The organism is Aeromonas sp. EERV15, assembly GCF_900079845.1.
In the GTDB taxonomy this organism is placed as follows: domain Bacteria; phylum Pseudomonadota; class Gammaproteobacteria; order Enterobacterales; family Aeromonadaceae; genus Aeromonas; species Aeromonas sobria.
The window spans coordinates 92,830-118,398 of record NZ_FKKY02000018.1 but is presented as its reverse complement, the minus strand read 5'-3'; the positions used below and the strand labels follow the sequence as shown (position 1 = coordinate 118,398).

The 25,569-nt window shown below is 58.5% G+C and carries 19 protein-coding genes and 3 pseudogenes; 9 read left to right on the top strand and 13 right to left on the bottom strand.

Features of this window, described 5'->3' with window-relative positions; genetic code table 11:
- Positions 1-131: 131 nt before the first annotated feature.
- The 3 genes and pseudogenes from BN4575_RS15940 to BN4575_RS15930 form a co-directional block, all read right to left on the bottom strand.
- Positions 132-578: pseudogene (locus BN4575_RS15940) on the bottom strand (IS1634 family transposase); the annotation flags it as partial.
- 40 nt (positions 579-618) lie between these two features.
- Positions 619-1,683, bottom strand: coding sequence for an IS3 family transposase (locus BN4575_RS15935; protein ID WP_176716446.1), 1,065 nt, complete (start codon positions 1,681-1,683; stop codon positions 619-621).
- Positions 1,680-2,078, bottom strand: a complete 399-nt coding sequence (locus tag BN4575_RS15930) for a transposase (RefSeq protein ID WP_068978926.1) — start codon at positions 2,076-2,078, stop codon at positions 1,680-1,682. The genes BN4575_RS15935 and BN4575_RS15930 overlap by 4 nt, the downstream gene beginning before the upstream one ends.
- Positions 2,079-2,140: 62 nt before the next feature.
- Here BN4575_RS15930 and BN4575_RS15925 point away from each other — a divergent pair, with 62 nt between their 5' ends.
- The 3 genes and pseudogenes from BN4575_RS15925 to BN4575_RS15915 form a co-directional block, all read left to right on the top strand.
- Entirely contained in the window at positions 2,141-3,403 is a 1,263-nt protein-coding gene (locus BN4575_RS15925) for an IS66 family transposase (RefSeq protein WP_068978925.1), read from the top strand.
- 18 nt (positions 3,404-3,421) lie between these two features.
- The gene (locus BN4575_RS15920) at positions 3,422-3,676 is read left to right on the top strand and encodes a hypothetical protein (protein WP_068978924.1); all 255 of its coding nucleotides are present in this window, start codon (positions 3,422-3,424) and stop codon (positions 3,674-3,676) included.
- A gap of 73 nt (positions 3,677-3,749) precedes the next feature.
- Positions 3,750-4,028: pseudogene (locus BN4575_RS15915) on the top strand (transposase); the annotation flags it as partial.
- A gap of 296 nt (positions 4,029-4,324) precedes the next feature.
- Here the strand turns inward: BN4575_RS15915 and BN4575_RS15910 are convergent.
- Positions 4,325-5,356 carry an IS110 family transposase gene (locus BN4575_RS15910; RefSeq protein WP_068978923.1) on the bottom strand — a complete coding sequence of 344 codons (1,032 nt, stop codon included), beginning with the start codon at positions 5,354-5,356 and terminating at the stop codon, positions 4,325-4,327.
- A gap of 82 nt (positions 5,357-5,438) precedes the next feature.
- Between BN4575_RS15910 and BN4575_RS15905 the strand changes: the two are divergent.
- Positions 5,439-6,081 (top strand): annotated as a pseudogene (locus tag BN4575_RS15905) (IS5 family transposase); the annotation flags it as partial.
- Positions 6,082-6,371: 290 nt separating this feature from the next.
- Here the strand turns inward: BN4575_RS15905 and BN4575_RS15900 are convergent.
- Together BN4575_RS15900 and cra are read right to left on the bottom strand one after the other, a co-directional pair.
- Complete coding sequence (locus BN4575_RS15900) at positions 6,372-7,565, bottom strand: aromatic amino acid transport family protein (RefSeq protein WP_068978922.1); 1,194 nt, start codon at positions 7,563-7,565, stop codon at positions 6,372-6,374.
- Between the two features lie 614 nt (positions 7,566-8,179).
- Complete coding sequence (gene cra / locus BN4575_RS15895; protein WP_068978921.1) at positions 8,180-9,178, bottom strand: catabolite repressor/activator; 999 nt, start codon at positions 9,176-9,178, stop codon at positions 8,180-8,182.
- A 296-nt stretch (positions 9,179-9,474) separates the two neighbouring features.
- Here cra and fruB point away from each other — a divergent pair, with 296 nt between their 5' ends.
- From fruB to fruA, 3 genes are read left to right on the top strand one after another with little or no spacing between them, the layout of a single operon-like run.
- Positions 9,475-10,590 carry a fused PTS fructose transporter subunit IIA/HPr protein gene (gene fruB, locus BN4575_RS15890; protein ID WP_068978920.1) on the top strand — a complete coding sequence of 372 codons (1,116 nt, stop codon included), beginning with the start codon at positions 9,475-9,477 and terminating at the stop codon, positions 10,588-10,590.
- Positions 10,590-11,579 (top strand): 1-phosphofructokinase, encoded by a 990-nt coding sequence (gene pfkB, locus BN4575_RS15885; protein ID WP_068978919.1) that lies wholly within the window; start codon positions 10,590-10,592, stop codon positions 11,577-11,579. The genes fruB and pfkB overlap by 1 nt, the downstream gene beginning before the upstream one ends.
- Positions 11,576-13,312: a PTS fructose transporter subunit IIBC gene (gene fruA / locus BN4575_RS15880; protein WP_068978918.1), complete on the top strand. Its 1,737-nt coding sequence runs from the start codon at positions 11,576-11,578 to the stop codon at positions 13,310-13,312. Before pfkB ends, fruA begins: the two co-directional genes overlap by 4 nt.
- Positions 13,313-13,438: 126 nt before the next feature.
- Here fruA and BN4575_RS15875 read toward each other — a convergent pair whose 3' ends face one another.
- A complete protein-coding gene (locus BN4575_RS15875; RefSeq protein WP_068978917.1) occupies positions 13,439-13,690 on the bottom strand; it encodes a DUF1289 domain-containing protein in 252 nt (83 codons plus the stop codon).
- 150 nt (positions 13,691-13,840) lie between these two features.
- Here BN4575_RS15875 and mltA point away from each other — a divergent pair, with 150 nt between their 5' ends.
- A complete protein-coding gene (gene mltA, locus BN4575_RS15870; RefSeq protein ID WP_068978916.1) occupies positions 13,841-14,992 on the top strand; it encodes a murein transglycosylase A in 1,152 nt (383 codons plus the stop codon).
- Between the two features lie 117 nt (positions 14,993-15,109).
- Here mltA and yfaE read toward each other — a convergent pair whose 3' ends face one another.
- From yfaE to ubiG, 5 genes are all read right to left on the bottom strand, one after another.
- Entirely contained in the window at positions 15,110-15,430 is a 321-nt protein-coding gene (yfaE, locus tag BN4575_RS15865; protein WP_068978915.1) for a class I ribonucleotide reductase maintenance protein YfaE, read from the bottom strand.
- Positions 15,431-15,503: 73 nt separating this feature from the next.
- The gene (gene nrdB / locus BN4575_RS15860) at positions 15,504-16,637 is read right to left on the bottom strand and encodes a class Ia ribonucleoside-diphosphate reductase subunit beta (RefSeq protein WP_068978914.1); all 1,134 of its coding nucleotides are present in this window, start codon (positions 16,635-16,637) and stop codon (positions 15,504-15,506) included.
- An 82-nt stretch (positions 16,638-16,719) separates the two neighbouring features.
- A complete protein-coding gene (nrdA, locus tag BN4575_RS15855) occupies positions 16,720-18,987 on the bottom strand; it encodes a class 1a ribonucleoside-diphosphate reductase subunit alpha (protein ID WP_068978913.1) in 2,268 nt (755 codons plus the stop codon).
- Between the two features lie 645 nt (positions 18,988-19,632).
- On the bottom strand, positions 19,633-20,328 hold the full coding sequence (locus BN4575_RS15850; RefSeq protein WP_042023189.1) for an HAD family hydrolase: 696 nt from the start codon (positions 20,326-20,328) through the stop codon (positions 19,633-19,635).
- The gene (gene ubiG / locus BN4575_RS15845) at positions 20,328-21,044 is read right to left on the bottom strand and encodes a bifunctional 2-polyprenyl-6-hydroxyphenol methylase/3-demethylubiquinol 3-O-methyltransferase UbiG (protein WP_068978912.1); all 717 of its coding nucleotides are present in this window, start codon (positions 21,042-21,044) and stop codon (positions 20,328-20,330) included. The genes BN4575_RS15850 and ubiG overlap by 1 nt, the downstream gene beginning before the upstream one ends.
- A 200-nt stretch (positions 21,045-21,244) precedes the next feature.
- On the opposite strand from ubiG, the gene gyrA reads away from it, so the two are divergent.
- Positions 21,245-24,013, top strand: a complete 2,769-nt coding sequence (gene gyrA / locus BN4575_RS15840) for a DNA topoisomerase (ATP-hydrolyzing) subunit A (protein ID WP_068978911.1) — start codon at positions 21,245-21,247, stop codon at positions 24,011-24,013.
- Positions 24,014-24,131: 118 nt separating this feature from the next.
- Here the strand turns inward: gyrA and BN4575_RS15835 are convergent, their stop codons facing one another.
- A complete protein-coding gene (locus BN4575_RS15835; RefSeq protein WP_068978910.1) occupies positions 24,132-25,529 on the bottom strand; it encodes an alpha-amylase family protein in 1,398 nt (465 codons plus the stop codon).
- Positions 25,530-25,569 lie beyond the last annotated feature (40 nt).

The window sequence follows — 25,569 nt, the reverse complement described above, 5'->3', positions numbered from 1 at the left end:
TTGAGGCCAGTTAGTGATGGGGTGAAGCGACGTGCCCATGATGCAGACTTGAAGAGGGTGGTGGTGATCAGATCACCGCGCCCTCAGTTAGTTCCATTCAAGCTGCATCAATTTGGGCAACAACGCCCACTAAAGCGCAAAAAGATCCAACGGGCGGTTGGCCGCTGGGTCGGCTTCTTTTTCATATCCGCCACACTGCGGTTTCGCTCCACTAATCCCTGCCGGATCCGGTGCTCCAGGGCCGCGTAAATCATCAGGCTACAGGTCATCACCATCAGCAACGCTTCGATCCGCTCCGGTTTTTTCAGGTACAGCGAGGAGGTTAAAAATTCCGGGCTTTTGAGAAAGCGAAAGCCCCGCTCGACATTCTGCTGCGCCTTATAGGTGGCCAACAACTCGGCCATGGTCAGCGTTTCGCTGTGGTCATTGGTCGCCAGGATGAACACCTCGGTCTGGTTGCGGGCCTCTTCAACTCGAGCTAGGCTGGTTGCCGCCACCCCTTTGATGTGGAACTGATAGCTGACCGGTGCTTCCCCCTTTTTCGGTCTGCCACAACCGGCATAAACGGGGTCACTCACCCGGAACGTGTCAACCTCACTTGAGCCAGCTCGTTAAACATTAAGTTACTTTTGCGATCGCCCGCTGCAGTGTTGGGAAGTTGACCCCTTTCTCCACGGTGGCTTGATCTGCATCCTCTGGTATCGGATTGATGCAGACTTCAGCTGGCGGCATCGAGATGCTTGGGGGACCCTTGCAGAAGCGCTCAGGGTGACGCTCATACATCTCATCAAGCGCCTGCTGTCTGAGCTTGGCAATGTCATGGTACTTCCCACTAAACACCTGATGCGGCGTAAACCCCGCCAGGCTGCTGTGGTGATGCGCTTGGTTGTACCAAGCAACATACTCTTCGCACCACCCCATGGCGTGTTCATAATTATCGAAACGACGCGGATAGTCCGGTTGGTATTTCATGGTTTTGAACTGTGACTCGCTCATGGCATTGTCGTTACTGACCCTGGGGCGGCTATGGCTGGCGGTTACCGCCAGCTCGCCAAGCAAATCGAGGTAGCAATGCGCTGTCATTGGCATGCCACGATCCTGGTGCAAGGTCAGCGTGTCAGGCTGGATATCATAGCGCTCGTAAGCCTCCTTGAGCAGATGGCTGGGGAGGGCGCTATTTTCTTTGCGCGACAGCATCCAGGCAACGATGTAGCGACTGTAGAGTGACAGATATTCACCACGCTTCTTGGTGGGCAACTTGGTAATGTCCCAGCTCCAGACCTGGAGCGGGGCAGTGGCCTGCAGGCGCGGTATGGGCTGGGGGCTTGCAGGTCGCTGCTGCCGCCGCTCACCGTTCAGGCCATCTTCCCGCATCAGCCGATGCATGGTGCTGACTGAGCACAAGTAAACACCTTGTTCTAACAGGCTGAAGTACACCTGTACCGGGGGTTGGTCATGATACTCAGCACTGAGCAGCACATCTCTTACCTCTGTGCGCTCCTCTGGGCTCAGGGCGCGTGGTTGTTGAGTTTTTTTACGCTTGCGTCGGTATGGGCTGACGGGGCCGCAAAAGCGATACCGGGCCCGGGCAGCACGTAGGCTATTCCTGCAAATGTTCAGCACACTGCAGGTTTCACGTTCTGACACACCAGCAGGCAGCGGTCCATCCAGCAACAGGTTCACGAGTTGCTCTCTTCGAACGAGTCCAGCATGGCCAAGGCTTTTTTTTGGAGCATCAGGCAGCCATCTTTGACTTCGATTTGTTTGCGCAGCCGTTTGTTTTCCTTTTCCAGCTGCTCGATCCGCTTCTGTTCTGCAGTTTTCTTGGCGGTTGGGCCGGGAGCAGACTTCTGCAAGCCATCCAAGCCATGCTCAGCCTGTTCACGGCGCCACTGCTGTAACTGGTTGGAATAAAGCTTTTCACGCCGGAGCAACGCACCGATCTCGCCATGCTGACAGGCATCGGCCTGCTGGAGGATGGATAGCTTGTATTCGGCAGTAAACACTCGGCGTACCCGTTTTTCCAGCTCGGGTTTTGGCTCAACCTTGGCGTTGGCAGAAGTGTCTGGTTTAGGCATTTTCGTTCTCCTGAGTGCCCTGATTTATATGTTATCTCAAAATCAGTTGGCTCAGGCTTAGGTTGACACACAGGGATCTGGACCGCGAGATCCGCAACGATACCCTGGCCGAGCCCATCTGTGGCTGCTGCGGTCATGAGCTGCATGCGTGCGGGGTCGAAGAAAGTGAGCAGCTCAAGATCATCCCGGCGAAGATCAGCGTGCTGCGGCATCGGCAAACCAAATATGCCTTTCGGCACTGCGAGCACACCGCCGAGCGCACCCAGGTAGTGACAGCGCCCAAGCCCGCCCAGCCCATCCCGCAAAGTATCGCCAGTCCGGAAGCCCTGGCCGCGGTGGACACGGCCAAATACTGCGATGCCTTGCCGCTGTATCGTCAGGTTGACATCCTGGCCCGGGGCGGACTGGAGCTCAGTCGCAGCACCCTGGCATCCTGGTGCATCAAGGCCGGCGAGTTGGTCGAACCGCTACGCCAGGCGATGCGGCAACATCTGCTGCAACAGACGGTGATCTGCGCGGATGAAACCGTGCTCCAGGTGCTGGACGAACCCGATCGCCCCGCGACCTCGCAGTCCAACATGTGGGTCTACCGCAGTGGCCAATACAGTGACCAACCGGTGGTGCTGTATGACTATCAACCTGGACGGGGGAAGGTATACCCGGCGGCGTTCTTGCAAGGGTATGACGGTTATCTGCAATGCGATGGCTATCGAGTCTATGCCAGCCTGGAGGGGGTGAGCTTATCCTGTTGCTGGGCTCATGCCCGGCGCAAGTTTAAGGATGCACTCCTGGCACAACCGAAAAAAACCGGCAAAACCAGCCATGCGTTAAGTACCACCCAGAAGCTGTATGCGATCGAGCAACTAGCTCGCGCGTTATCGCCAGAGGCGCGTTGCCAGCTACGGCAAGAAAAGGCTGGGCCGCTCTTGATGGCCTTCAAGGTGTGGCTAGTCGAGTCTCAGGCGCAGCTGACACCCAAAAGCTACGTGGGCGAGGCGATTAACTATGTGTTGAACCAGTGGGATGCGCTGAACCGTTATCTGGAGAATGGGGCACTGGGGATAGACAACAATGTGACGGAGCGGGATATCAGGCCATTTACCACGGGTCGGAAAAACTGGCTCTTCGCGACATTGGTAAAGGGCGCCAAGGCCAGTGCGACACTGTATGGACTGGTCATGACCTGCCGGGCAAATGACATCAATGCGTATTACTACTTGCAGACATTGTTCAGGGAATTACCGAACCGGGCCGAAGGTGCGGCACTGGATGATCTGATGCCATGGAATATTAAACTGGATGCAGAAGCGAGCCCCACTGTCTAGGTGGGGCTATAACACCGCTTGCGGATCTATTGCCTGCTGTCAGCCGAGCGAGGTAGGGAGCTGACCGCTCTGCTTGCCAAAGGCGCGTTTCACCAAGAGGGTGAGACTTCACCGCTGGCGGTGGTGACTGCATTGGCTATCCATGTCGAGCAACATAGGCTGGATTGCACGTCACAGCCCATCTATCTGGGGCGTGAGCAACTGATGACCGGTGCAGCCGATTTGCTGGGGGAGGCTGCTCGCTTTGAAGATCAGGGTGGCGTTATTTCCTAAATCGATGCAGCTTGAATGGAACTAATTGAAAACCCAGTGATCTGAGCACCACCATCCCCCTCAAGTCTGCATCATGGGTAAAGCGCTTCACCCCATCACCAATTGGCCTCAATACAACAGGTCTTTGATCAACCGTGGCTCTCTCACTTTCTGGGTTGATGCCGAGGCCATGGATAACTGGTTTCACCAAGACCATCACGGAAAACGGGGACGCAGCCAGCTCTACACCGACCAGAGCATCTGTACCTTTCTGATGCTCAAAGGGATTTTCAGCCTCACGCTGCGAGCCACTCAGGGGCTACTCGACTCCCTGTTCGAGCTGATGAATGTGCCGCTGTGTGCCCCGGACTACATAGATGGTCGCCCCGGTTTGCCAAGCCCTCAATCGATGAAAATGAGTCAGGTGGAGATTGCAGCCATAGATCCGGATTTCGATCGAGGCTACCGCCTCTATCCCTGATGGAATTCGCTGATGGGGACCTCTATCAGCTGTTCGCTCTTACAAAGCCCTGTAGTCCACGGGTTTTCCCCATCACGGTCTGACCTGTCTCGCCATCACGTCATGATTGCCTGTGCAATCGGTTGTTCTTATCGGTATCAGTTATTATTAGAGTCGCTACGCAGTTGGTGTCGCGGGACACTTGTTGTTCAGGCTACCACGCCATAATTAGCTTCATATTCTCTTTCCTGAGCAAGCAATGCCCAGACTATGCGGGCATTCTTGTTGGCGAGCGCCACGGCGGCAACGTTATGATTGCGCCGCCCCATCATCACCCCAGCTAACCAACTGTTTGCGTGCTGCGCCTTGCGCTCCGCTACCCGGAGTACAGCCCGAGCGCCATGGATCAGCAGGGTGCGCAGATAGCTGTCGCCGCGTTTGCTGATCCCCAGCAATGTTTGCTTGCCACCGCTAGAATGTTGGCGTGGTACCAGTCCCAGCCACGCTGCCAACTGCCTGCCATTCTTAAAACTTTTTGCGTCTCCGACGGAGGCGATCAAGGCACTCGCGGTGATCGGGCCGATCCCTGGGATCTGCGCCAGCTTCTTGCTGGCGACGTTCTCACGATGCCAGCTCTGGAGTTGGACCTCTAGTTCCTGAACCTGCCGGTCGAGCGCCTTGAGATGCTCCCATAGGCGCTCGAGCAATTGCCGAAACGTCCCTGGCAACCCGTTCTCGTACTCCTCTAGGATCTCGGGCAGATGCTTGCCAATGTGGGCAATGCCTTTAGGGATGATGATCCCGTGTTCTGCCAGCAGACCACGTAACTGGTTGGCCTGTGCGGTCCTCGCCTTAACAAAGCCTTGTCGGGCGCGGTGCAGCGCCAGGACGGCTAACTGCTCACTACTCTTCATTGGCACAAACCGCATGTTCGGCCGGCTCACCGCTTCGCAGATCGCCTCAGCATCCGCCGCATCGTTCTTGTTGGTCTTCACGTAGGGTTTAACAAACTGCGGGGCCATCAGTTTAACGGTATGTCCTAGTCCTTGCAGTTTTCTGGCCCAATAGTGGGCGCTGCTACAGGCTTCCATGCCAACCAGACAGGGTGGCAGATTGGCAAAAAAGCTGATCATTTGTGCCCGCTTGAGCTGCTTGTTAAACAGGCACTTGCCGTGTTCGTTCACACCGTGTATCTGGAAAATCGCTTTCGCCAAATCGATCCCGATAGTTTTAACGTTCATGTTGATCGCTCCGCCCACATTGATGAATGTATCGTCCCACACGTTGGCACAGGTGCTGCCAGTTTAGGAGGGGCGACCATCCCATTAGCTGTGTCAGCAAGCGCGCCAGTACCGTGAAGGTGGCATACCGCCAGCCACCCAAGGGCAAGGCTACCGATTTGGTTATCGACTCAACGGGTCTGAAAGTGTTTGGTGAAGGCGAGTGGAAAGTCAGAAAACACGGCGCTGAGAAACGTCGAGTCTGGCGCAAGTTGCATCTGGCGGTAGATCCGGTGACTCACGATATCGTGGCGGCAGAAGTGTCGCTGGAGAATGTGCATGACACAGAGGTGTTACCGACCTTGCTCAATCCTCTGCGTCGCAAGCTGGGGCGTGTTTACGCGGATGGCGCCTATGACAGCAAAGCCAGCCATCGGTTGATTGCGCGTAAAGGGGAGACGGCGTGTATCCCGCCTCGCAAGAATGCAGGGCTATGGAAAAAGGGCCATCCGAGAAATGAGGCAGTGCAGGTGATGCGCAAGGAAGGGCTGGCGCACTGGAAGAAGATATCGGGGTATCACAGTCGTTCGCTGGCAGAGACAGCGATGTTCCGGTTCAAACAGTTAATGGCAGGCCAAATCACCCTGCGAAAATACAATGGTCAAGTGGGAGAAGTGATGGCGTATGTGAGCGCGATAAACAAACTGAACACCCTTGGTCTGCCTGTAAGAAAGCCCCGAGTGTAGCAGTCACTTGGGGCTGGGGGAGTCATGACTTACTGGCTGATTTGGGCAACAACGCCTCGTTGATTATGTGAAGGTGAGAACTTACTGCGCCAGACTGACGCAATTTGGGAATCTGAGACGACAAGCTCCATAAGCACGAGAAACCATACTTGGCATAGCTAGATGGTCATCCCTCTGAAAATTTGGCCTGCCCCTCAAAACTACTTCACCAACAAAAAGCCCCACCAATCTGATTGGCGGGGCTTTTGCTCTTTTGCTATTTGGAATGGGGCATTGAATGGCGGCAAGGATCAGAGTGCAGGCAGCATGCCGAGGCTGACGCTGACCTGTACACCGACGATCAGCACACCCATGGCGGCGGCAAGACCCAGCGCCACTACGCCACCCGGCGCGCGGTAGTGGTGGGCGGGCGCCTGTTTGCGGCTCTGCCACACCAGCGCCACCGGCAGCAGTACCGCGAGGATCGCCAGCGCAATGGCGGCGTAGCCGAGGGCCATGATAAAGCCCTGCGGGAAGTAGAGGGCAAACAGCAATGGCGGCACAAAGGTGATGAGGCCGGTCTGGCTGCGGCCCTGCCAGTTGTCCTTGCGGCGGGTCACCTTGGCCATAAAGTCAAACAGCCCCAGCGTCACCCCGAGGAAGGAGGTGGCGAGCGCCAGATCGGCAAACAGGTGCATCGCCTGATTAAAGGCGGGCCAGCTCACCAGTTGACCGATATTGGCCAACAGGCTGTCCAGCGCCCCGCCGGTTTGCAGCAGCGCTTGCTGGCCGAGCAGACCGAGGATCGCCACCTGCCACAGCACATAGAGGATCAGCGGCAGGGCAGAGCCCCAGACAAAGACCCGGCGCAGCTGCTTGGGGCAGTCGCCAAGGTAGAGCATCACGCTCGGAATGGAGCCGTGAAAGCCGAACGAGGTGAAGATCACCGGCAGGCCCGCCAGCAACAAGCCCTGACCCAGCGGCATCGAGAGCAGGTGCTGCCCTTCGGCGCGCGGCAGCAGCAGCGCCAGCACCACCACCATGATCACCAGTTTCACGGTGAACATCAGCCGGTTGAGGTAATCCACCTGCTTGGTGCCGACGCAGACCATGCCGCCAAACAGCAAGGTAAAGGCCCAGGCCGCCTGCTCCTGGCTGAGGGTCATACCTGCATCCGCCAGCGCTTGGGCCAGCAGGCTGCTGCCGCCGCTGATGTAGGCCGAAGCCAGCGAGTAGAACAGCATCAGGATGCAGAAGGAGGCGATGCGCTTGCCCCAGGGGCCGAGCAGATGATCCGCCAGCTGGTGCAGGTACCACTTGCCGGTGTTGAGGCTTGCTTCTACTTGCAACATGGCGGTGAAAGCCATCAGGGCCCAGAGGCCAACCATCAGCAGCAGGGTGGCGGGGCCACCGAGGGAGGAGGAGGCCAGCGGCAGGGCCAGCATTCCGGCGCCTATGGTGGTGCCGGCAATCAACAGGGTACAACCCAGGGTTTTGGTATTCATGTTATCCATCCGAACGTAGCGGTGTCAGTGCAAACAGGCGGTGTCAGCAGTGACGTCAACAAGAGGGGGCCAATTGGCGTTATCAGCAGGCGCCTCCGGGGATAGGGCCGGAGGCTAGCAATATCGGAACGGGAACATCTGTACCTAAAACCTGTCACTTGTAAAAGATGGTTGCCACGTTAGCGGATCAAAATAGCGGAAACAACCCCTTTTACACGGATCTTGTGCTGCTATGTGGCATTAAGTGGAAATAAATGATGACAGTGGTGGCTAATTGCAGAAAAAAGCACCGAAAAAAAACGACTGACAGAGGGGGCTCATAGATACAGATCAGCCAAGTGGCAGCAGCGCAGATAGGGGAGCGGGTAGGGCCTTGTATGAGCGCTGGCGTGGCGTTGAGGGGCAACAGGGGTGTGGCGGCCGGTTGTTTAGTCGGTCAGACACATGTAGAGAAAGCAGAAAGCAGAGCGCGGCAGGGCTGTGGGGAGAAACATAAGGCTGCCGATCCTGGCAGCCTTATGTTCGCACTGTTTTTACTAACGGTTTTCACGAACAGTTGTCACGCACTGTTTTTCGCATGGATTGACAGCAAACCGAGTCTGCTGCGAAGCGGGTTAGCGGCGGCGCTTGAGGGTGCGGCTCACATAGTGCAGGCCGCACTGGTATTCGCCGTTCACGGCCTTGAGTGCCAGCTCCAGCGCCTGACTGGCCAGCGCATCGTGCTGCTGGGGCAGGGAGTTGATGCCAAAGGGGAGGAAGTCGAGCAACCGATCATCCCCGAAGGTGGCCATGGCGAGCTGGCTCATATCGGTCTCTTGTTCCAGCTCTAACTCCAGCAAGTAATCGAGCACCCCCTCCATCAGGATATAGGAGGTGGTGATCAGCGCCTCGGGCAGTTGGCCCAGCTGTTGGTGCAGATCCTTGATCAGGCGATACCCCTCAAGGCGGGAGAAGTGATCCCCCTCGCACAGGTGGCGCGCCGTGCTGTGACTGGCGACCGCCTGTTCGAAACCGGCTTTACGCTGCGCACTGATCGTCAACAACGGCAGCGCGGTGATCAAGGCAATATGGCGCAGGGTCGGGGTGAGCAGGGAGCTGGTGAGATCAAAGCTCGCCTTCTCGTTTTCACTGGCGACGGTGACAAACTTGTCGGCGGCCATGGTCCGGTCGATGGCGAGGATCTGGCTGCCTTGCGCTTGCAACTTGCCGTAGAAGGGGTCGTCGGGGGGCAGGCAGCTGGCCACCAGCAGGGCATCCACATGGCGGCTCACCAGCATCTGGGCCAGCTCTTTTTCGGTGGCGGGATCATCTTCCGAGCAGACGATCAGCAGCTGATAGCCCTGCGCCCGCGCCCCCTGTTCCAGCCGTTTGGCCAGCTTGGCGTAACTGGCGTTTTCCAGGTCAGGCAGGATAAAGCCCAGGGTCTTGGTCTGGCCGCCACGCAGGGAGGCGGCGCGGCTGTCCGGCTGGTAGTTGTGGGCGGTGACCACCGCCATCACCTTGTCGCGGGTCGCCTGGCTGATGCGGTATTGGTCGGCCTTGCCATTGATCACATAGCTGGCCGTGGTGCGCGAGACACCGGCGAGGGCGGCGATTTCATCCAGTTTCATCATATTGGCTCTGTTTGAGTTGCAAGGCCCACGGTCACTACCGGGTGAGGGCACCGAAAAGTGTGCGCGGGATCATATCATTGAAAAGCACTGGATACGGGCACTTGATCAATTCGCTGAAACGATTCAGTCTGAGTGTAAGTGAAACGATTCAGCCTGTCAGCAGCGGATAGATAGCCAGGCCTCAAAAGCCAACCTTGATCACAGTTAATCGCGATCATGCCTATTGTCAGCTGGCGAGTTACCCGAATGTTCAATTGTGATGTACCGGCGCGGCCGGAACCTGATGGAGAGTCTCTATGTTGAAGTTGGCGCGAGAGCAGATCTTGCTGGGACAGTCGGTGGCAACCAAGTCGGAAGCCATTGCCCTGCTGGCAGGCAAACTGACCGAAGCCGGTCTGGTGGAAGCGGGCTATGTAGATGGGATGCTGGCCCGTGAAGCGCAGCATGCCACCTACCTTGGCAGCGGCATCGCCATTCCCCACGGCACTACCGACACCCGCCATCTGGTGAAGAGCACCGGCGTCATGGTGGCCCAGTTCCCCCACGGCATCGAGTGGGACGAGGGGCAGATCGCCTATGTCGCCATCGGGATTGCCGCCAAGTCTGACGAGCATCTGGGCATTTTGCGCCAGCTCACCCATGTACTGGGTGACGAGCAGGCGGCCGCGCAATTGAGAGAGGCCACCGACGCCGACACCATCATCAACATCCTGACCGGTGCCACTGCGGCGAAAGAGGTGCAATACCTGACCCTGGCTGACTTCCCGGCCGATGATCGTGACCAGCTGCTGCTGGGTGCGGCTGCGCGCGCCAAGTCTGCGGGTTGGGGCGATGCCGCCATGGTGAGCGCCCTGTTGGCAAGCGATCCCGCCTATCTGGGCGAGGGAGTCTGGCTGGCACGGGCCAATGTTCAGCAAACAGCATCCGCTCAGACCGGTTGGGTACTGGCGACCCCGAGCAACGCACTCACCACAGGTGAACTGCCGGTCAGCGCCATGCTGCTGCTGTGCGCTGCCGATGCGGGTCATCTGCCGCAACTTGAGAATCTGGCCAAACTGGCTGCCGCCGATCAGCTTGCCACACTGGCGGGCAGCGAGGGTCTGGCCATGCTGCAAGCGGGCCCCGCGAGCGGTCTTAGTGAAACCTTCACCATCATCAACCCCCACGGCCTGCATGCTCGTCCGGGCGCCATGCTGGTCAAGGTGGCCAAAGAGTTTGCATCCGACATTCGGGTCGCCAATCTGGATGGCAGCGGCGAGGCGGTCTCCGCCAAGAGCCTGATGAAGGTGATCGGCCTTGGGGTCAAATGCGGGCACCGTCTGGCGTTTCGCGCCGAAGGGGCGGATGCCGAAGCGGCCCTCAAGGGGATCGGTGAGGCGATCGCCGCCGGTCTGGGCGAGGGTGCTCATTGATGAAGATTGTCACCATTACCCTCAACCCGGCCCTTGATCTCACCACCCGTCTCGAGGCGATGAGCCTTGGCGAGGTCAATCTGGTGAGCGAGGCCAACCTGCGCGCCGCGGGCAAGGGGATCAACGTCGCCATGGTGCTCAAAGATCTGGGCCGCGAGGTGGGCGTCACCGGCTGGCTTGGTGCTGACAATGCGCAGAGCTTTGTCTCCCTGTTTACGGAGCGGGCGCTGGATGATCACTTTGTGCGCGTGGCGGGCAGCACCCGCATCAACGTCAAGATCTCCGAACAATCCGGTCGGGTCACCGATCTCAACCTGCCGGGGCTCACCATCCACCAAGGGGAAGTGAGCGCGCTGGAGCAGGCGATTGACGAATTGGCACCGCAAGCCGAGTGGTTCGTGCTGGCGGGCAGTCTGCCCAAAGGGGTGGCCCCCGATTACTGCGCCCATCTGATCCGCCTGCTCAAGGCCAAAGGCAAGCAGGTGATCTTCGATTGCAGCGGCGCGGCCTTAAGCGAAGGGATCAAGGCGGCGCCGACTCTGGTCAAACCCAATTTGGAAGAGCTTGAGCAATGGGCTGGCCGCCCCATCAAGACCCTGAGCGAGCAGGCCGAATGTGCCCGCGCGCTGCAGGCCAGCGGGATCCCCAACGTGGTGATCTCCAACGGCGCCGATGGCCTGATCTGGTTTGCCCCGGATGCCGTCTGGCAAGCCATTCCGCCGCGGATGCAGGTGGTCAGCACGGTCGGTGCTGGCGACTCGCTGGTCGCCGGTCTCGCCCACGGTCTGAGCCTTGGCTGGGGGCCGGAGCAGACCCTGCGTCTGGCCACCGCCGTCTCGGCACTGGCGGTCAGTCAGGTGGCGGTCGGCTTTAGCGATATTGCTGTGCTCAACCCCTTACTTGAGCAGGTGCGCGTACAGCGTCTGGCAGAGCTGGCACCGGTTCAATGCAATACCCCCTCAATGGACAACTCAGGAGATGCCCAATGAAAGCAATTTTGGTTACGGCTTGCCCGGCGGGCATTGCCACCAGCTTTCTCGCTGCAAAACGGATAGAACAGCAGGCCAAACTGGCTGGCTGGGAGCTCACCCTCGACGTCGGCTCCAGCGTGCAACCCCGCCAGGTGCCGAACAAGGAGCAGATTGCCGCCGCCGACCTGGTGCTAGTTGTCGCCAGTGCCCCGGTTGATCTCGCCGCCTATGATGGCAAGCGGGTCTATCAGGGGAGCATGGATCTGGCCCTGCAAGATCCGGCTGCCTTGCTGGAAGCCGCAACCAGCGGTGCCAGCGTCTATCGCCATCAAGCCGCCCCCGCCGTTGCCAATGCTGCCGCCAAACCGGCCGCCGCTGGCAAGCGCATCGTGGCAGTGACCGCCTGCCCAACCGGCGTGGCCCACACCTTTATGTCAGCAGAAGCGCTGGAGACCATGGCCAAGCAGCTGGGTTACCAGATCCGCGTCGAGACCCAAGGCTCGGTCGGTGCCCAGAATGCCCTGACTGCCGAGGAGATTGCCGCCGCCGATCTGGTGTTCCTTGCCACTGATATCGAAGTGGACATGGCGCGCTTTGACGGTAAGCAGGTCTATCGCACCAGCACAGGTGCTGCGCTGAAGAAAACCCGTGCCGAGCTCGACAAGGCGTGGAACGAGGCGACACTCTATCGCCACAGCGGTGCCAGCCAGCCCAAGAAAGAGGAAAAAGCAGGCCCCTACAAGCATCTGCTGACCGGCGTCTCCTTTATGCTGCCGATGGTGGTGGCGGGTGGTCTGATCATTGCGCTCTCGTTCGTATTCGGTATTGAAGCGTTCAAGGTGGAAGGCACCTTAGCTGCCGCCCTGATGCAGATCGGCGGCGCGTCGGCCTTTGCCCTGATGATCCCGGTGCTGGCCGGTTACATTGCCTACTCCATCGCTGATCGCCCGGGCCTCGCCCCCGGCATGATCGGCGGTATGCTGGCAAGCTCGCTGGGTGCCGGTTTCCTCGGCGGCATCGTGGCTGGTTTTCTGGCCGGTTACAGCGCCAAGTACCTGAGTGACAAGGTGCGCCTGCCGACCACCCTGGAAGCGCTCAAGCCGATCCTGATCATTCCGTTGGTGGCCAGCCTGTTTACCGGTTTGGTGATGATCTACGTGGTGGGTGGCCCGGTGGCTGGCATCATGAGTGCCATGACCACCTTCCTCAACAACATGGGCTCTACCAATGCGGTGCTGCTGGGTGTCATCATCGGCGCCATGATGTGCTTCGACATGGGTGGCCCGGTCAACAAAGCTGCCTATGCCTTCGGGGTGGGTCTGCTGGCATCCAAAACCTACGCCCCGATGGCAGCGGTGATGGCGGCCGGTATGGTACCGGCACTGGGAATGGGCATCGCCACCTTCCTGGCGCGCACCAAGTTCATCAAGACCGAGCAGGAAGCGGGTAAAGCCTCCTTCGTACTGGGTCTCTGCTTTATCTCCGAGGGGGCCATTCCGTTTGCCGCCAAGGATCCGATGCGGGTCATCCCGGCCTGTATGGTTGGTGGCGCCCTGACCGGTGCGCTCTCCATGCTGTTCGGCTGCGAGCTGATGGCCCCCCACGGCGGTCTGTTCGTACTGTTCATTCCCCACGCCATCAGCAATGTGCTGATGTATATCGTGGCGATTGCGGCAGGTTCGCTATTGACCGGCGTCTCCTACGCCATGCTCAAGCGCAGCGAAGAGCAGGCCAAGCTGGCGACCGCCTGAGTGGTGAAGCGCAGTGACATGAATCAATGACCAAGCGGCCTTCGGGCCGCTTTTTTGTTGTGGGGTAGGGACGTTTTTAGTGTGGGTAGGCCATTGGCGAGAGGTTGCAGGGCTGGTAAGCGCAGCTTAAAAATCCCATCCCGGTTGATCCTGTTGTTCCGCGTCTGCTCCTTCCTGTGCCTTGCGGCGGGCGGCGTCGACCCGCGCCTTGCGGTTGCGGCACAGACGCATCACGTCCTGCTGCTGGGTCGGGGTCATGGTGAGCCAGTTGAAACGCTCGTCGCGATTGCGCAGACACCCCTTGCAGTAGCCCTTGTTATTCACTTCGCAGACCCCGATGCAGGGGCTCTGCAGCGGGAATATTTCGAGCTGTTCCATCCATCACCTCGCACATCCTGTCACCTTGTTATAACCCAGCAGATCCCCTTTGGAGAAATCCTGCTTCAAGTGATTGATGTCGTTTGCTTTCCCCCTGCAAATTTGGCATCTTCCCCGCCGAGCATGGCTCTTGGCGTTATATGAGGACATATGAACAAACACGCGTACTGGCTGACCGCCGCAGTGCTGGGACTGGCCGGTTGTGCGGGCAACTCTGATAAAGCAGATGTGCCCAAAAAACAGACCGACAACAGATGTTTTCTTAACTGCGAGGTGCCGGTCAATCTGGGCAAGCAGTATCTGGACGGGACCCTGCCAGAGGATCTGGTGAGGGTGGAGCGGGTTAACAGTCAGGCCAGCCGGAATTACCAAAGTTTCGCCCGGCAAAGTCAGGTGGTGATGGCCCGCTCCAGTCGGATGGCAAGCCGCTATGGCGAGCTCTATGGTCAGCTTTCCCGCTGGGTGGCCAATGGCGGCGATCCGGCGCAGCTCACTCGCTACGGCGTCAGTCTGGCGCAATATGGGGGCTCTGACCGGATGGGCAACGTGCTCTTTACCGGCTACTACTCGCCGGTGCTGGAGGTGCGTCACCGCCCCGATCCCGAGTACAAGTACCCGCTTTATGCCATGCCTAAATGTGGCGGTCGCTGCCCGAGCCGGGCCGAGATCCATCAGGGGGCGCTGGCTAACCGGGGGCTGGAGCTCGGTTACAGCAAGTCCCTGATCGATAACTTCCTGATGGATGTGCAGGGCTCCGGCTTTGTTCACTACGGGGATGACGATCGGCTGCAATATCTGGGTTACAGCGGCAAGAATGGCCACGGCTATGTGAGCATCGGCCGGGTGCTGATCGACCGGGGCGAGGTGGCCAAAGAGCAGATGTCGATGAAGGCCATTAAAGAGTGGGCCAATCGCCAGCCGGAAGAGAGTGTCATGGAGCTGGTGGAGCAGAACCCTTCCTATGTCTTCTTCGAGCGTCGCCCGACCAATGACGTGGTCGGCGCCGCAGGCATCCCCTTGCTGCCGTTGGCCGCGGTCGCTGCCGACAAGACCCTGCTGCCGATGGGCACCCCGATCCTGGCCGAAGTGCCTTTGCTCGACAAAGAGGGCAACTGGACCGGCAAGCACCAGCTGCGGCTGCTGATTGCGCTGGATGTGGGCGGTGCGGTGAAGAAAGGTCATCTTGACCTCTATCACGGCATGGGGGAGGACGCTGGCGTGGCCGCAGGTCACTACAAACACTTTGGCCGGGTCTGGAAGCTGGGCCTGCACCACGGGCCGACCGCTGCACCCTGGTTGTAACCCTCTGAAGGTTCGGGCGTCTGCACAGGGCGCTCTCAAGTAGATGAAGAGACAAAAAAGCCGCCGGATTGCTCCGGCGGCTTTTTACTGTGCGCGAGTTGCCCGCTTGTGGTGGCGTCAGCCTTTCTGGATATCCAGCCTGATTGCCCCCACCGGCTTGCAGCAGCAGGGCAGGCATTCGCCTTGAGAGACAAAGGCGAGCGGCACCGCCGGATAGTGCACCTTGCCGGCAATCAGCGGCGTGCGGCAGGCGCCGCAATAGCCGCTGCGGCACTGGAACTCCACATGATGGCCGTGTCGTTCCAGTGTTTCCAACACGCTCTCGCCGGGATGGGCGTGCAGCACCCCATCCCGGGTATGTACCCGCGGCATCGGTAGTGCGTGCTGTTCAGCCGCCCCGTGCAGGGCCGGGGTCAGCATGTTGGTGGCGTCACTCACAGCTCGAAGTCACCGAGATCATCGGCATGCATTTCGCTGTCAATCTGGCCGACCAGCATATCAGGTAGCTGACTCACAGCTCGAAGTCACCCAAATCGTCGGCATGCATTTCGCTGTCAATCTGGCCCACTAGATAGGAGCTGACTTCCACTTCCTGCGGCGCGACCTGGACGTTGTCGGATGACAACCAGGTGTTGATCCAGGGGATCGGGTTTTGCTTGGCCCCGGCAAAGGCCGGTTGCAGGCTGACGGCGGCCATGCGCAAGTTGGTGATGTACTCCACGTACTGGCAGAGAATGTCTTTGTTCAGACCGATCATGGAGCCGTCCTGGAACAGGTACTCGGCCCACTCTTTCTCCTGGATCGCCGCTTCCTTGAAGATCTCGAAGCAAGCTTGCTCACATTCAGCCGCAATCTCGGCCATCTCGGGGTCATCCTGACCGGTGCGCATCAGGTTCAGCATGTGCTGGGTGCCGGTGAGGTGCAGGGCTTCATCACGCGCGATCATCTTGATGATCTTGGCGTTGCCCTCCATCAGCTCGCGCTCGGCGAAGGCAAAGGAGCAGGCGAAGCTGACGTAGAAGCGGATCGCCTCCAGTGCGTTGACGCTCATCAGGCACAGGTAGAGCTTCTTCTTGAGCTCACGCAGAGTAATGGTCACTTCGCGGCCTGCGACTGTGTGGGTGCCGGCACCGTGCAGGTTATAGAGGGCGGTCGACTCGATCAGATCGTCGTAGTAGCAGCTGATAGAGCCAGCGCGCTTCAAGATCTGCTCGTTGGTCACGATATCGTCAAACACCTGACCCGGGTTATTGACGATATTGCGGATGATGTGGGTGTAGGAGCGAGAGTGAATGGTCTCCGAGAAGGCCCAGGTTTCAATCCAGGTTTCCAGCTCGGGGATGGAGACCAGCGGCAGCAGTGCCACGTTCGGGCTGCGGCCCTGAATTGAATCCAGCAGGGTCTGGTATTTCAGGTTGGAGATGAAAATGTGCTGCTCGTGGGGCGGCAACGCCTGATAGTCGATACGGTCGTGGGAGACATCGACCTCTTCCGGACGCCAGAAGAAGGAGAGCTGCTTTTCGATCAGCCGTTCAAAGATTTCATGTTTTTGTTGATCATAACGGGCCACATTGACCGATTGGCCAAAAAACATCGGCTCTTTGAGCTGGTCGTTTTGGGTTTGGCAGAAAGTTGAATAGGCCATGATTACCAGAATCTATTGAAGTGATGAAACGGGAGAGCGGGAGCTTCATGCTCCCGCCCGGTTAATCAGATCTTGCCGTGACTTAGATTTTGCAAGCCCCGCCAGCGCAACCGTCATCTTGTATGTCGGCTTGTGCATCATCCGCACCATCACGGGTGTTGTGATAGTACAGGGTCTTGAGGCCGTATTTGTAGGCGGTCAGCAGATCTTTGAGCAACTGCTTCATCGGTACCTTGTTGCCTTCGAAACGGGCCGGGTCGTAGTTGGTGTTGGCGGAGATCGCCTGATCCACAAACTTCTGCATGATACCGACCAGCTGCAGATAGCCGTCGACGCTCGGTTGCTTCCAGAGCAATTCGTACTGATCTTTCAGGCGATCATACTCGGGCACCACCTGCTTGAGAATACCGTCTTTGGATGCCTTGACCGAGACCAGGCCGCGCGGCGGCTCGATGCCGTTGGTTGCGTTGGAGATCTGGCTGGAGGTCTCGCTCGGCATCAGGGCGGTCAGGGTGGAGTTACGCAGACCCACGGTTTTAATCTCTTCACGCAGAGATTCCCAATCCAGATGCAGTGGCTCGTTGCACAGCACATCCAGATCCTTTTTATAGGTATCGATGGGCAAAATGCCCTGGGCGTAGGTGGTCTCGCCAAACAGCGGGCAGGGGCCGAACTCGCGGGCCAGCTGCACGGAGGCTTTCAGCAGGTAGTACTGAATGGCTTCGAAGGTGCGGTGGGTCAGGGCCAGACCGGAACCGTCAGAGTAACGGGCACCGTTTTTGGCCAGATAGTAGGCGTAGTTGATGACGCCAATACCCAGGGTGCGGCGACCCATGCTGCCCTTTTTGGCGGCGGCAATCGGATAGTCCTGATAATCGAGCAGGGCATCAAGGGCCCGGACCGCCAACTCGGCCATCTCTTCCAGATCTTCCAGCTTCTCGATGGTACCCAGGTTGAAGGCGGAGAGGGTGCACAGGGCAATCTCGCCGCTCTCGTCGTCGATGTTGTTGAGCGGCTTGGTCGGCAGCGCAATCTCGAGGCAGAGGTTGGACTGACGCACTGGCGCCACGCTCGGATCAAACGGGCTGTGGGTGTTGCAGTGGTCCACGTTCTGGATGTAGATGCGACCGGTACCGGCGCGCTCCTGCATCATCAGGGAGAACAGATCCACCGCTTTCAGGGTCTTCTTGCGAATGGCCGGATCCTGCTCGTACTTGACGTAGAGCGCTTCAAACTTGTCTTGGTCCGCGAAGAAGGCATCGTACAGGCCCGGCGCATCGGACGGGGAGAACAATGTGATGTCACCGCCCTTGATCAGGCGCTGGTACATCAGCTTGTTGATCTGTACCCCGTAGTCCATGTGACGGACCCGGTTCTCTTCCACGCCGCGGTTGTTCTTCAGCACCAGCAGGCTCTCTACTTCGGTGTGCCACAGCGGATAGAACAGGGTGGCCGCACCGCCGCGCACGCCGCCCTGGGAGCAGCATTTGACCGCAGTCTGGAAGTATTTGTAGAAGGGGATGCAACCGGTGTGGAAGGCTTCGCCACCACGAATGGGGCTACCCAGACCACGGATGCGACCGGCGTTGATGCCGATACCGGCGCGCTGGGAAACATAACGCACGATGGAGCTGGCGGTGGCGTTGATGGAGTCCAGGCTGTCATCACACTCGATCAGCACGCAGGAGCTGAACTGACGGGTTGGAGTTCGCACGCCGCTCATGATCGGGGTCGGCAGGGAGATCTTGAAGGTCGAGACCGCATCATAGAAGCGCTTGATGTAGTCCAGACGGGTATCTTTCGGATACTTGGAGAAGAGGCAGGCCGCTACCAGGATGTAGAGGAATTGCGGGCTCTCGTAGATCTCGCCGGTGACGCGGTTCTGCACCAGATACTTGCCTTCCAGCTGCTTGACCGCCGCGTAGGAGAAGTCCATATCGCGCCAGTGATCCAGATGGGTGTTCAACTCATCGAACTCGGCCTGGCTGTAGTCTTCCAGCAGGTGCTTGTCATATTTGCCCATGTCCACCAGACGGGCGACGTGCTGGTAGAGGTGGGGCGGTTCGAACTGGCCATAGGCCTTCTTGCGCAGGTGGAAGATGGCCAGACGGGCAGCCATGTACTGGTAGTCCGGGGTCTGCTCGGAGATGAGGTCTGCCGTCGCCTTGATGATGGTTTCGTGAATGTCGGCGGTACGGATACCGTCATAGAACTGGATGTGGGATTTGAGCTCTACCTGAGAGACCGACACGTTGTCGAGCCCTTCGGCGGCCCAGTCCAGCACGCGGTGAATTTTATCCAGATCGATGGGTTCTTTGTGTCCGTTACGCTTCGTCACAAACAAATTCATTGGCTGATGACCTTCAGTTGATTCCCGAAAAACCATCGCACAATGCCGCTTCCCACGCCCCGGCAGTGTGCGGGAGTTGGGTAGAGATTGTGCGATGAATCACAAGATGTAGTGTTATTTTGATTTCGAGCTACAAGATAGTGAGGTCGGCCGCTCATTGCAATGTGTGGATAACCTGCTTGCTGTGGATAAATTGTGAGTCTTGAGCTCTGTGTTAGTGACCGCTCACAGTGAGCGGGTTTTCATTCGTCCGCTCCGCTAAATGCAAGTCTCCCGAGCGAAGATGGAAAATTTAAATAAGTTTTTTTGCTTGCGAAAAGAGGGTCTTTTTACTAGCAAACCTGTGCTGATTATCCCTTGTGCAACAAGGGTCAAAAGCTGTCCAGTTGTGGCATTGACGTAGCGAAGTCGGCCACAAGATGTGTACTGTATCTGCAATATTTATGATGGCTATGCAACATTCGAAAATTCCTCGTATGAGTACCCATCATCGATAAAGCTGTATGCGCCATCCATCAATACACTCACAGCGACCATGTCGTGACCAGATGATAACGTGACAAGATGATGGCGTGACCAGATGACAGCCCATCGCACCGTGAGTAAAAAGGGTGGTTGGCGACATAACCACCCTTGGCCGGCTCATCAGGCTCTGGTCGTCAACTCATAGCGCAGCCAGTGGTGCAGGGCCTGCACGGTGTCGAATTGCAGATCCGCCCCCCACTCGGCGGGATCCTCGTCATCACCGAGATAACCCCAACCGGCCACGGCGGTGCGCATGCCAGCATTGCGGCCCGCCTCGATGTCCCGCACATGATCCCCCACATAGAGGCAGTGTGCCGCCTCAATTCCCAGCTTGTCGCAGGCAAAGTACATGGGGGCGGGATCGGGCTTGCGCACCGGCAGGGTATCGGCACTGACCGTCACTCCGCAGCTGGCAAGTTCCGGCAGGGCGGCCAGCAGCGGCTCGGTGAGAAAGCCCGGCTTGTTGGTGACTATGCCCCAGGGCAGCTGTTTTTCATCGAGCCACTCGATGAGATCCACCATTCCCTCGTAGGGGCGGGTGCCGACGCAGAGGTTGGCGGCGTAGTAATCGAGCAGGGCGGTGCGAAGCCGTTGGCTGCCCAGCTCTTCGAGCAGCTCGTTGCCAAGACCGGCTTTGAGCAGCCCGAGCGCTCCATTGGAGGTGGTCTGGCGGATGATGGCGTCAGAGAGCGGAGCAAAGCCTTCGCTTACCAGTACATGATTGACCGCAGCCCCCAGATCGGGGGCCGTGTCGAGCAGGGTGCCGTCGAGATCAAACAGCACGCAGCGAAGGGGCATGGGGTGAGGGGCGCTCATCAACCGTGCTCCGGGCGGACAAACTCCACCATATAGTTGACGTCGACGTTCTTGCCGAGCTTGAACTGGTTGCTGAGGGGGGCGAAGTGAACACCGCTCATATCCCGCACCAACAGCCCCGCCGCTTCTCCCATGCGACAGAGTTCGGCAGGTGTGATGAATTTTTTGTGATCGTGAGTCCCCTTGGGCACCATCTTCATCAGGTATTCGGCCCCGATGATCATCATCAGATAGGCTTTCGGGTTGCGGTTGATGGTCGAAACAAACACCCGGCCACCGGGACGTACCAGAGTAGCGATGGCGCGTAGTACGGAGGCCGGGTCCGGCACATGTTCCAACATCTCCATGCAGGTCACCACGTCATATTGACCTGGCAACTCACTGGCATGCTGTTCGGCGGTCATCTGCTGATACTCGAGCTCGACCCCCTGTTCCAGGGCGTGCAGGCGGGCCACCCCGAGCGGCTCCTTGCCCATGTCGATGCCAGTCACCTTGGCGCCACGACGGGCCATGCTCTCGGAAAGAATGCCGCCACCACACCCGATGTCGAGGATGCGCTTGCCAAACAGGCCGCCACTTTTGTCAGTGATCCAGTCAAGGCGCACCGGATTGAGTTGATGCAGGGGTTTGAATTCCCCTTCCATGTCCCACCAGCGGGAGGCGATGGCTTCAAATTTGGCGATTTCTGTCAGATCGACATTGGCATCACTGTTCATTTTTCATTGATCCTGTGGCAGGGCGCGCAGGTCGCAAAACGTGGGCGCAATCTATTGTCCTGGCGGGCATTATAACCAACGGACTTGGTCAAACCAGCCCGAGTTTCTGCCCGGATTTGTGGCTTAAGATATTTTGCTCGCTGTGTTACCATGTCGCGCTGTTTAAGCCAAAGAACAACTAATTAGGGATAAGGCTTTCTATGAGCGATCTGGCCAGAGAGATCACGCCGATCAACATCGAAGAAGAGCTCAAGAGTTCCTATCTTGATTACGCCATGAGCGTGATCGTAGGACGAGCTCTGCCGGATGTGCGTGATGGCTTGAAACCGGTTCACCGCCGCGTTCTGTTTGCTATGAACGAGTTGGGGAACGACTGGAACAAGCCCTATAAAAAATCGGCCCGTGTGGTCGGTGACGTAATTGGTAAATATCACCCGCACGGCGATAGCGCTGTGTATGACACCATTGTCCGGATGGCGCAGGATTTCTCCATGCGTTACATGCTGGTCGATGGTCAGGGCAACTTCGGTTCCGTCGACGGCGATAGCGCCGCGGCGATGCGTTATACCGAAGTGCGGATGGCTCGCATCTCCCACGAGTTGCTGGCTGATCTGGACAAAGAGACCGTGGATTGGGTGCCGAACTATGACGGCACCGAGATGATCCCGGCGGTCATGCCGACCAAGGTGCCCAACTTGCTGGTCAACGGCTCCTCCGGTATTGCGGTGGGCATGGCGACCAACATTCCGCCTCACAACCTCACCGAGATAGTCAATGGCTGTCTGGCGCTGATTGAGAATGGCAATCTCACCATCGATGAGTTGATGACCTACATCACCGGGCCTGATTTCCCCACCGGCGCTATCATCAACGGTCGTGCCGGCATAGTGCAGGCCTACCGTACCGGTCGTGGCTCTGTCTATGTGCGGGCCAAGGCCGAAGTGGAGGTGGACGACAAGACCCATCGCGAGACCATCATCGTTCACGAGCTGCCTTATCAGGTGAACAAAGCGCGGTTGATCGAGAAGATCGCCGAGCTGGTCAAAGAGAAGAAGGTTGAGGGCATCAGTGCCCTGCGTGATGAGTCCGACAAGGACGGCATGCGCATCGTTATCGAGATCAAACGCGGCGAGTCTGGCGAGATTGTGCTGAACAATCTCTACAAGCACACCCAGTTGCAGACCACCTTTGGTATCAACATGGTGGCGCTTGATAACAATCAGCCCAAGTTGATGAACCTTAAAGACATTCTGGATGCGTTCCTGCTGCACCGCCGTGAAGTGGTGACTCGCCGGACCGTGTTCGAACTGCGCAAAGCGCGGGATCGGGCGCACATCCTGGAAGGTCTGGCGGTCGCACTGGCCAACATTGATCCGATCATCGAGCTGATCCGTCACTCCGACACCGCTGCCGACGCCAAAGCCAAGCTTGTAGCTCGGGGATGGGATCTTGGCAACGTAGCCGCCATGCTGGAAAAAGCGGGCGACGACGCGGCCCGTCCGGAGTGGCTGGAGCCAGAGTTCGGCATTCGCGAAGGAAGTTACTTCCTGACCGAACAGCAAGCTCAGGCCATCCTTGACCTGCGTCTGCACAAGTTGACCGGTCTCGAGCACGGCAAGATCCTGGAAGAGTATCAATCTCTGCTGGATCTGATCGCCGAGCTGCTGTTCATTCTGGCAAGCCCGGAACGGCTGATGGAAGTGATCCGCGATGAACTGCTGGCGGTGCGCGAGCAGTATGGCGACGAGCGTCGCACAGAGATCAACTTCTCTAGCATCGAGCTCAATACCAAGGATCTGATCACCCCGGAAGACGTGGTGGTGACCCTGTCTCACCAGGGTTATGTGAAGTATCAGCCGATCACCGACTACGAGGCCCAGCGCCGCGGTGGTCGTGGCAAGTCGGCCACCCGGATCAAGGAAGAGGACTTTGTGGAGCGTCTGCTGGTGGCCAACACCCACGACACCATTTTGTGTTTCTCCACCCGTGGCAAGGTCTATTGGCTTGAGGTGTATCAGCTGCCGGAAGCGTCCCGTGGCGCCCGTGGCCGTCCGATCATCAACTTGCTGCCGCTGGAAGAGGGTGAGCGCATCACCGCCATTCTGCCGGTCAAAGAGTATGCTGACGACAAGTATGTGTTCTTCGCCACTGCTGACGGTACCGTGAAGAAGACCAGCCTGTCTGCGTTCAGCCGTCCGCTCTCCTCCGGGATCCGTGCCATCAACCTCAAAGAGGGCGATGAGCTGATTGGGGTCGATATCACCGATGGCAGCAACGAGATCATGTTGTTCTCCGATGCGGGCAAGGTGGTTCGTTTTGCGGAAGGCAGTGGTCGCGCAGATGCCGCCGATGCGGATGTCAGCGATGATGTTGAAGCCGATGATGATAGCGCCATTGACACTGGCAACGACGACGATGCCGGCGAAGGCAACGACAACACCGAAAGCAAGGGCACCTTCAAGGGCGTACGTCCGATGGGTCGCACTGCCGGTGGTGTTCGTGGTATCCGCCTGCTCAACGGTGACAAGGTGGTTTCCCTGATCGTCCCCCGTGGCGAGGGTGCCATCCTCACCGCCACCGAGAACGGTTACGGCAAGCGTACCGCGCTGACCGAGTACCCGACCAAGAGCCGTGGTACCCAGGGCGTTCGCTCCATCAAGGTGGACGAGCGTAATGGCAAGGTGATCGATGCGATCCAGGTCGACGATACCGACCAGATCATGCTGATCACCAACGGCGGCACCCTGGTGCGTACCCGTGTTGCCGAGGTGAGCATCATCGGCCGTAACACCGGCGGTGTCCGTCTGATCCGTACCGGTGAAGATGAGACCGTGGTGGGCCTGCAGCGCATCGCCGAGAGCGATGAGGACGAGAACGACGTGGTGGCGGTTGACGGTGAGGTGTCTGAAGGCACTGATATCGCGCCAGAAGTCGGCTCTGCCGATGCTGAGGAAGCTGGGGACGAGTAATCACCCCTGATTTCCTGGTCAAACGACCTGAGCGAAAAGAGCGACCCTGGTGGTCGCTCTTTTTATTGGTCTGCTTTTTATGGCGGTCAGCTGATAGCACGGCAGGGTGCTGGCCTGATCACTCCTGCAGCCACATTCTGGCGCTGCGGGCGGGAATGGCGACCCGTACCCACTGGCTCTGCACCTTGACCACGGCGCCTTGGTCGAGCACGTCCCGGTAGTTGCGATACCAGTTCATCTCGAACTTGGCGGTATCGAGCCAGTACTCCTGCTCATAGTCGCACTTGTTGATGCCGACCAGCCCCTGCTTGCCCCGTTTGAACAGCACGAAGCAGTCGCCACTGCCGACCAGCTGCATCGGTTGACCCTGCACTGCATTGTGGAAGCGGATCATCCCCTTGAGATCGGCGCGCTGGTAGTAATCCTGCCAGCGCAGTCCATCCTTGGCCTGGGTTTCGCCGTGATCGGAATAGACCAGCGGTGAGCCGCCATCGCGGCCAAGCAGGTAGGCATAGGCCAGCTTCTCGTCAGTTTGACTGAGGATCTGATAGCGGAAACCATCGTTGGTGGGGATGTCATGGGTCACGGCGAAGGTGACGGCGCGGCTGCCCGGCAGCGCCTGACCATAGGCCCCCGGATCTGCCAGCAGGTTCATGCTGCCGCCATAGCCCAGCGCCCCGCGCAGGGAGGCAAACAGCGGAAAGTCATAGGCACCCTGACCGCTGCTGTCGAGATAGGGCTTGAGGAAGCGCTCGTAATCGGTGCTGCCAGCGCCGCCAGTGGTGATCACCTCGCCGAAGACATGCATCCCCTGTTTGATCTCGGGGGTAAACACGGCATTGATCTGGTAATCGCTCATGTGTTTGACCGCATCGACCCGAAAGCCCGTGATCCCCATCCCTTTGAGCGCCTTGAGATAGGCCTGCTGCTGGCTCACCACCCAGTTGTTTGGATCAAGATCCGGCAGTCCCTTGTCACCGGCACCGCCACAGAGTCGCCAGTACTGGACATGGCCCGGATCGCTCCAGTCGCTGATGCACCCTTCGGGATGAAAATCGGCGGAGGCCAGCAGGTTTTGCCCCAGATCGCCGAACAGCTTCTGGCGCTCGAAATAGGCCGGGTTGGCGGCGTATTGGCCGAGCAATTCGTTGCCGGGGTAGTTGAGGTCCTGGCGCTTCCAGCTTTCGTTGGCCATGTGGTTGAGCACCACGTCGGCATAGACAGCGATGCCCCGCGTCTTCATGGCGGCGATCAGCTGCTCGAGATCCTGCTTGTTGCCAAGAGGGGTGTCGATAAGGCGCAGATCCTGCGGCTGGTAACGGGCCCACCACTCGTTGCCCGAGGATTTCAGTGGCGGTGAGATCAGCACCTGTTTGTAACCGGCCGACTTGATAAGGTCGGCTTTGGCCGTCACTTCACTGTACTGCCAGTTGAAGGCGTGCAGTATGACGTCGGCGTGCGCCAAGGGAGCGATCAGCATGCCTGCGATCGCCCATATTCCCGCTGTGTGTTTCATTATTGTGTCCCTGTTTTTATAGATGCCTGAATGGGCAAGC

Excerpts from the sequence above, each read along its gene's own strand:
- BN4575_RS15930 (WP_068978926.1), bottom strand. The coding sequence starts at position 2,078 with ATGCCTAAACCAGACACTTCTGCCAACGCCAAGGTTGAGCCAAAACCC.
- BN4575_RS15910 (WP_068978923.1), bottom strand. The coding sequence starts at position 5,356 with ATGAACGTTAAAACTATCGGGATCGATTTGGCGAAAGCGATTTTCCAG.
- BN4575_RS15900 (WP_068978922.1), bottom strand. The coding sequence starts at position 7,565 with ATGAATACCAAAACCCTGGGTTGTACCCTGTTGATTGCCGGCACCACC.
- cra (WP_068978921.1), bottom strand. The coding sequence starts at position 9,178 with ATGATGAAACTGGATGAAATCGCCGCCCTCGCCGGTGTCTCGCGCACC.
- fruB (WP_068978920.1), top strand. The coding sequence starts at position 9,475 with ATGTTGAAGTTGGCGCGAGAGCAGATCTTGCTGGGACAGTCGGTGGCA.
- pfkB (WP_068978919.1), top strand. The coding sequence starts at position 10,590 with ATGAAGATTGTCACCATTACCCTCAACCCGGCCCTTGATCTCACCACC.
- fruA (WP_068978918.1), top strand. The coding sequence starts at position 11,576 with ATGAAAGCAATTTTGGTTACGGCTTGCCCGGCGGGCATTGCCACCAGC.
- BN4575_RS15875 (WP_068978917.1), bottom strand. The coding sequence starts at position 13,690 with ATGGAACAGCTCGAAATATTCCCGCTGCAGAGCCCCTGCATCGGGGTC.
- mltA (WP_068978916.1), top strand. The coding sequence starts at position 13,841 with ATGAACAAACACGCGTACTGGCTGACCGCCGCAGTGCTGGGACTGGCC.
- nrdB (WP_068978914.1), bottom strand. The coding sequence starts at position 16,637 with ATGGCCTATTCAACTTTCTGCCAAACCCAAAACGACCAGCTCAAAGAG.
- nrdA (WP_068978913.1), bottom strand. The coding sequence starts at position 18,987 with ATGAATTTGTTTGTGACGAAGCGTAACGGACACAAAGAACCCATCGAT.
- BN4575_RS15850 (WP_042023189.1), bottom strand. The coding sequence starts at position 20,328 with ATGAGCGCCCCTCACCCCATGCCCCTTCGCTGCGTGCTGTTTGATCTC.
- ubiG (WP_068978912.1), bottom strand. The coding sequence starts at position 21,044 with ATGAACAGTGATGCCAATGTCGATCTGACAGAAATCGCCAAATTTGAA.
- gyrA (WP_068978911.1), top strand. The coding sequence starts at position 21,245 with ATGAGCGATCTGGCCAGAGAGATCACGCCGATCAACATCGAAGAAGAG.
- BN4575_RS15835 (WP_068978910.1), bottom strand. The coding sequence starts at position 25,529 with ATGAAACACACAGCGGGAATATGGGCGATCGCAGGCATGCTGATCGCT.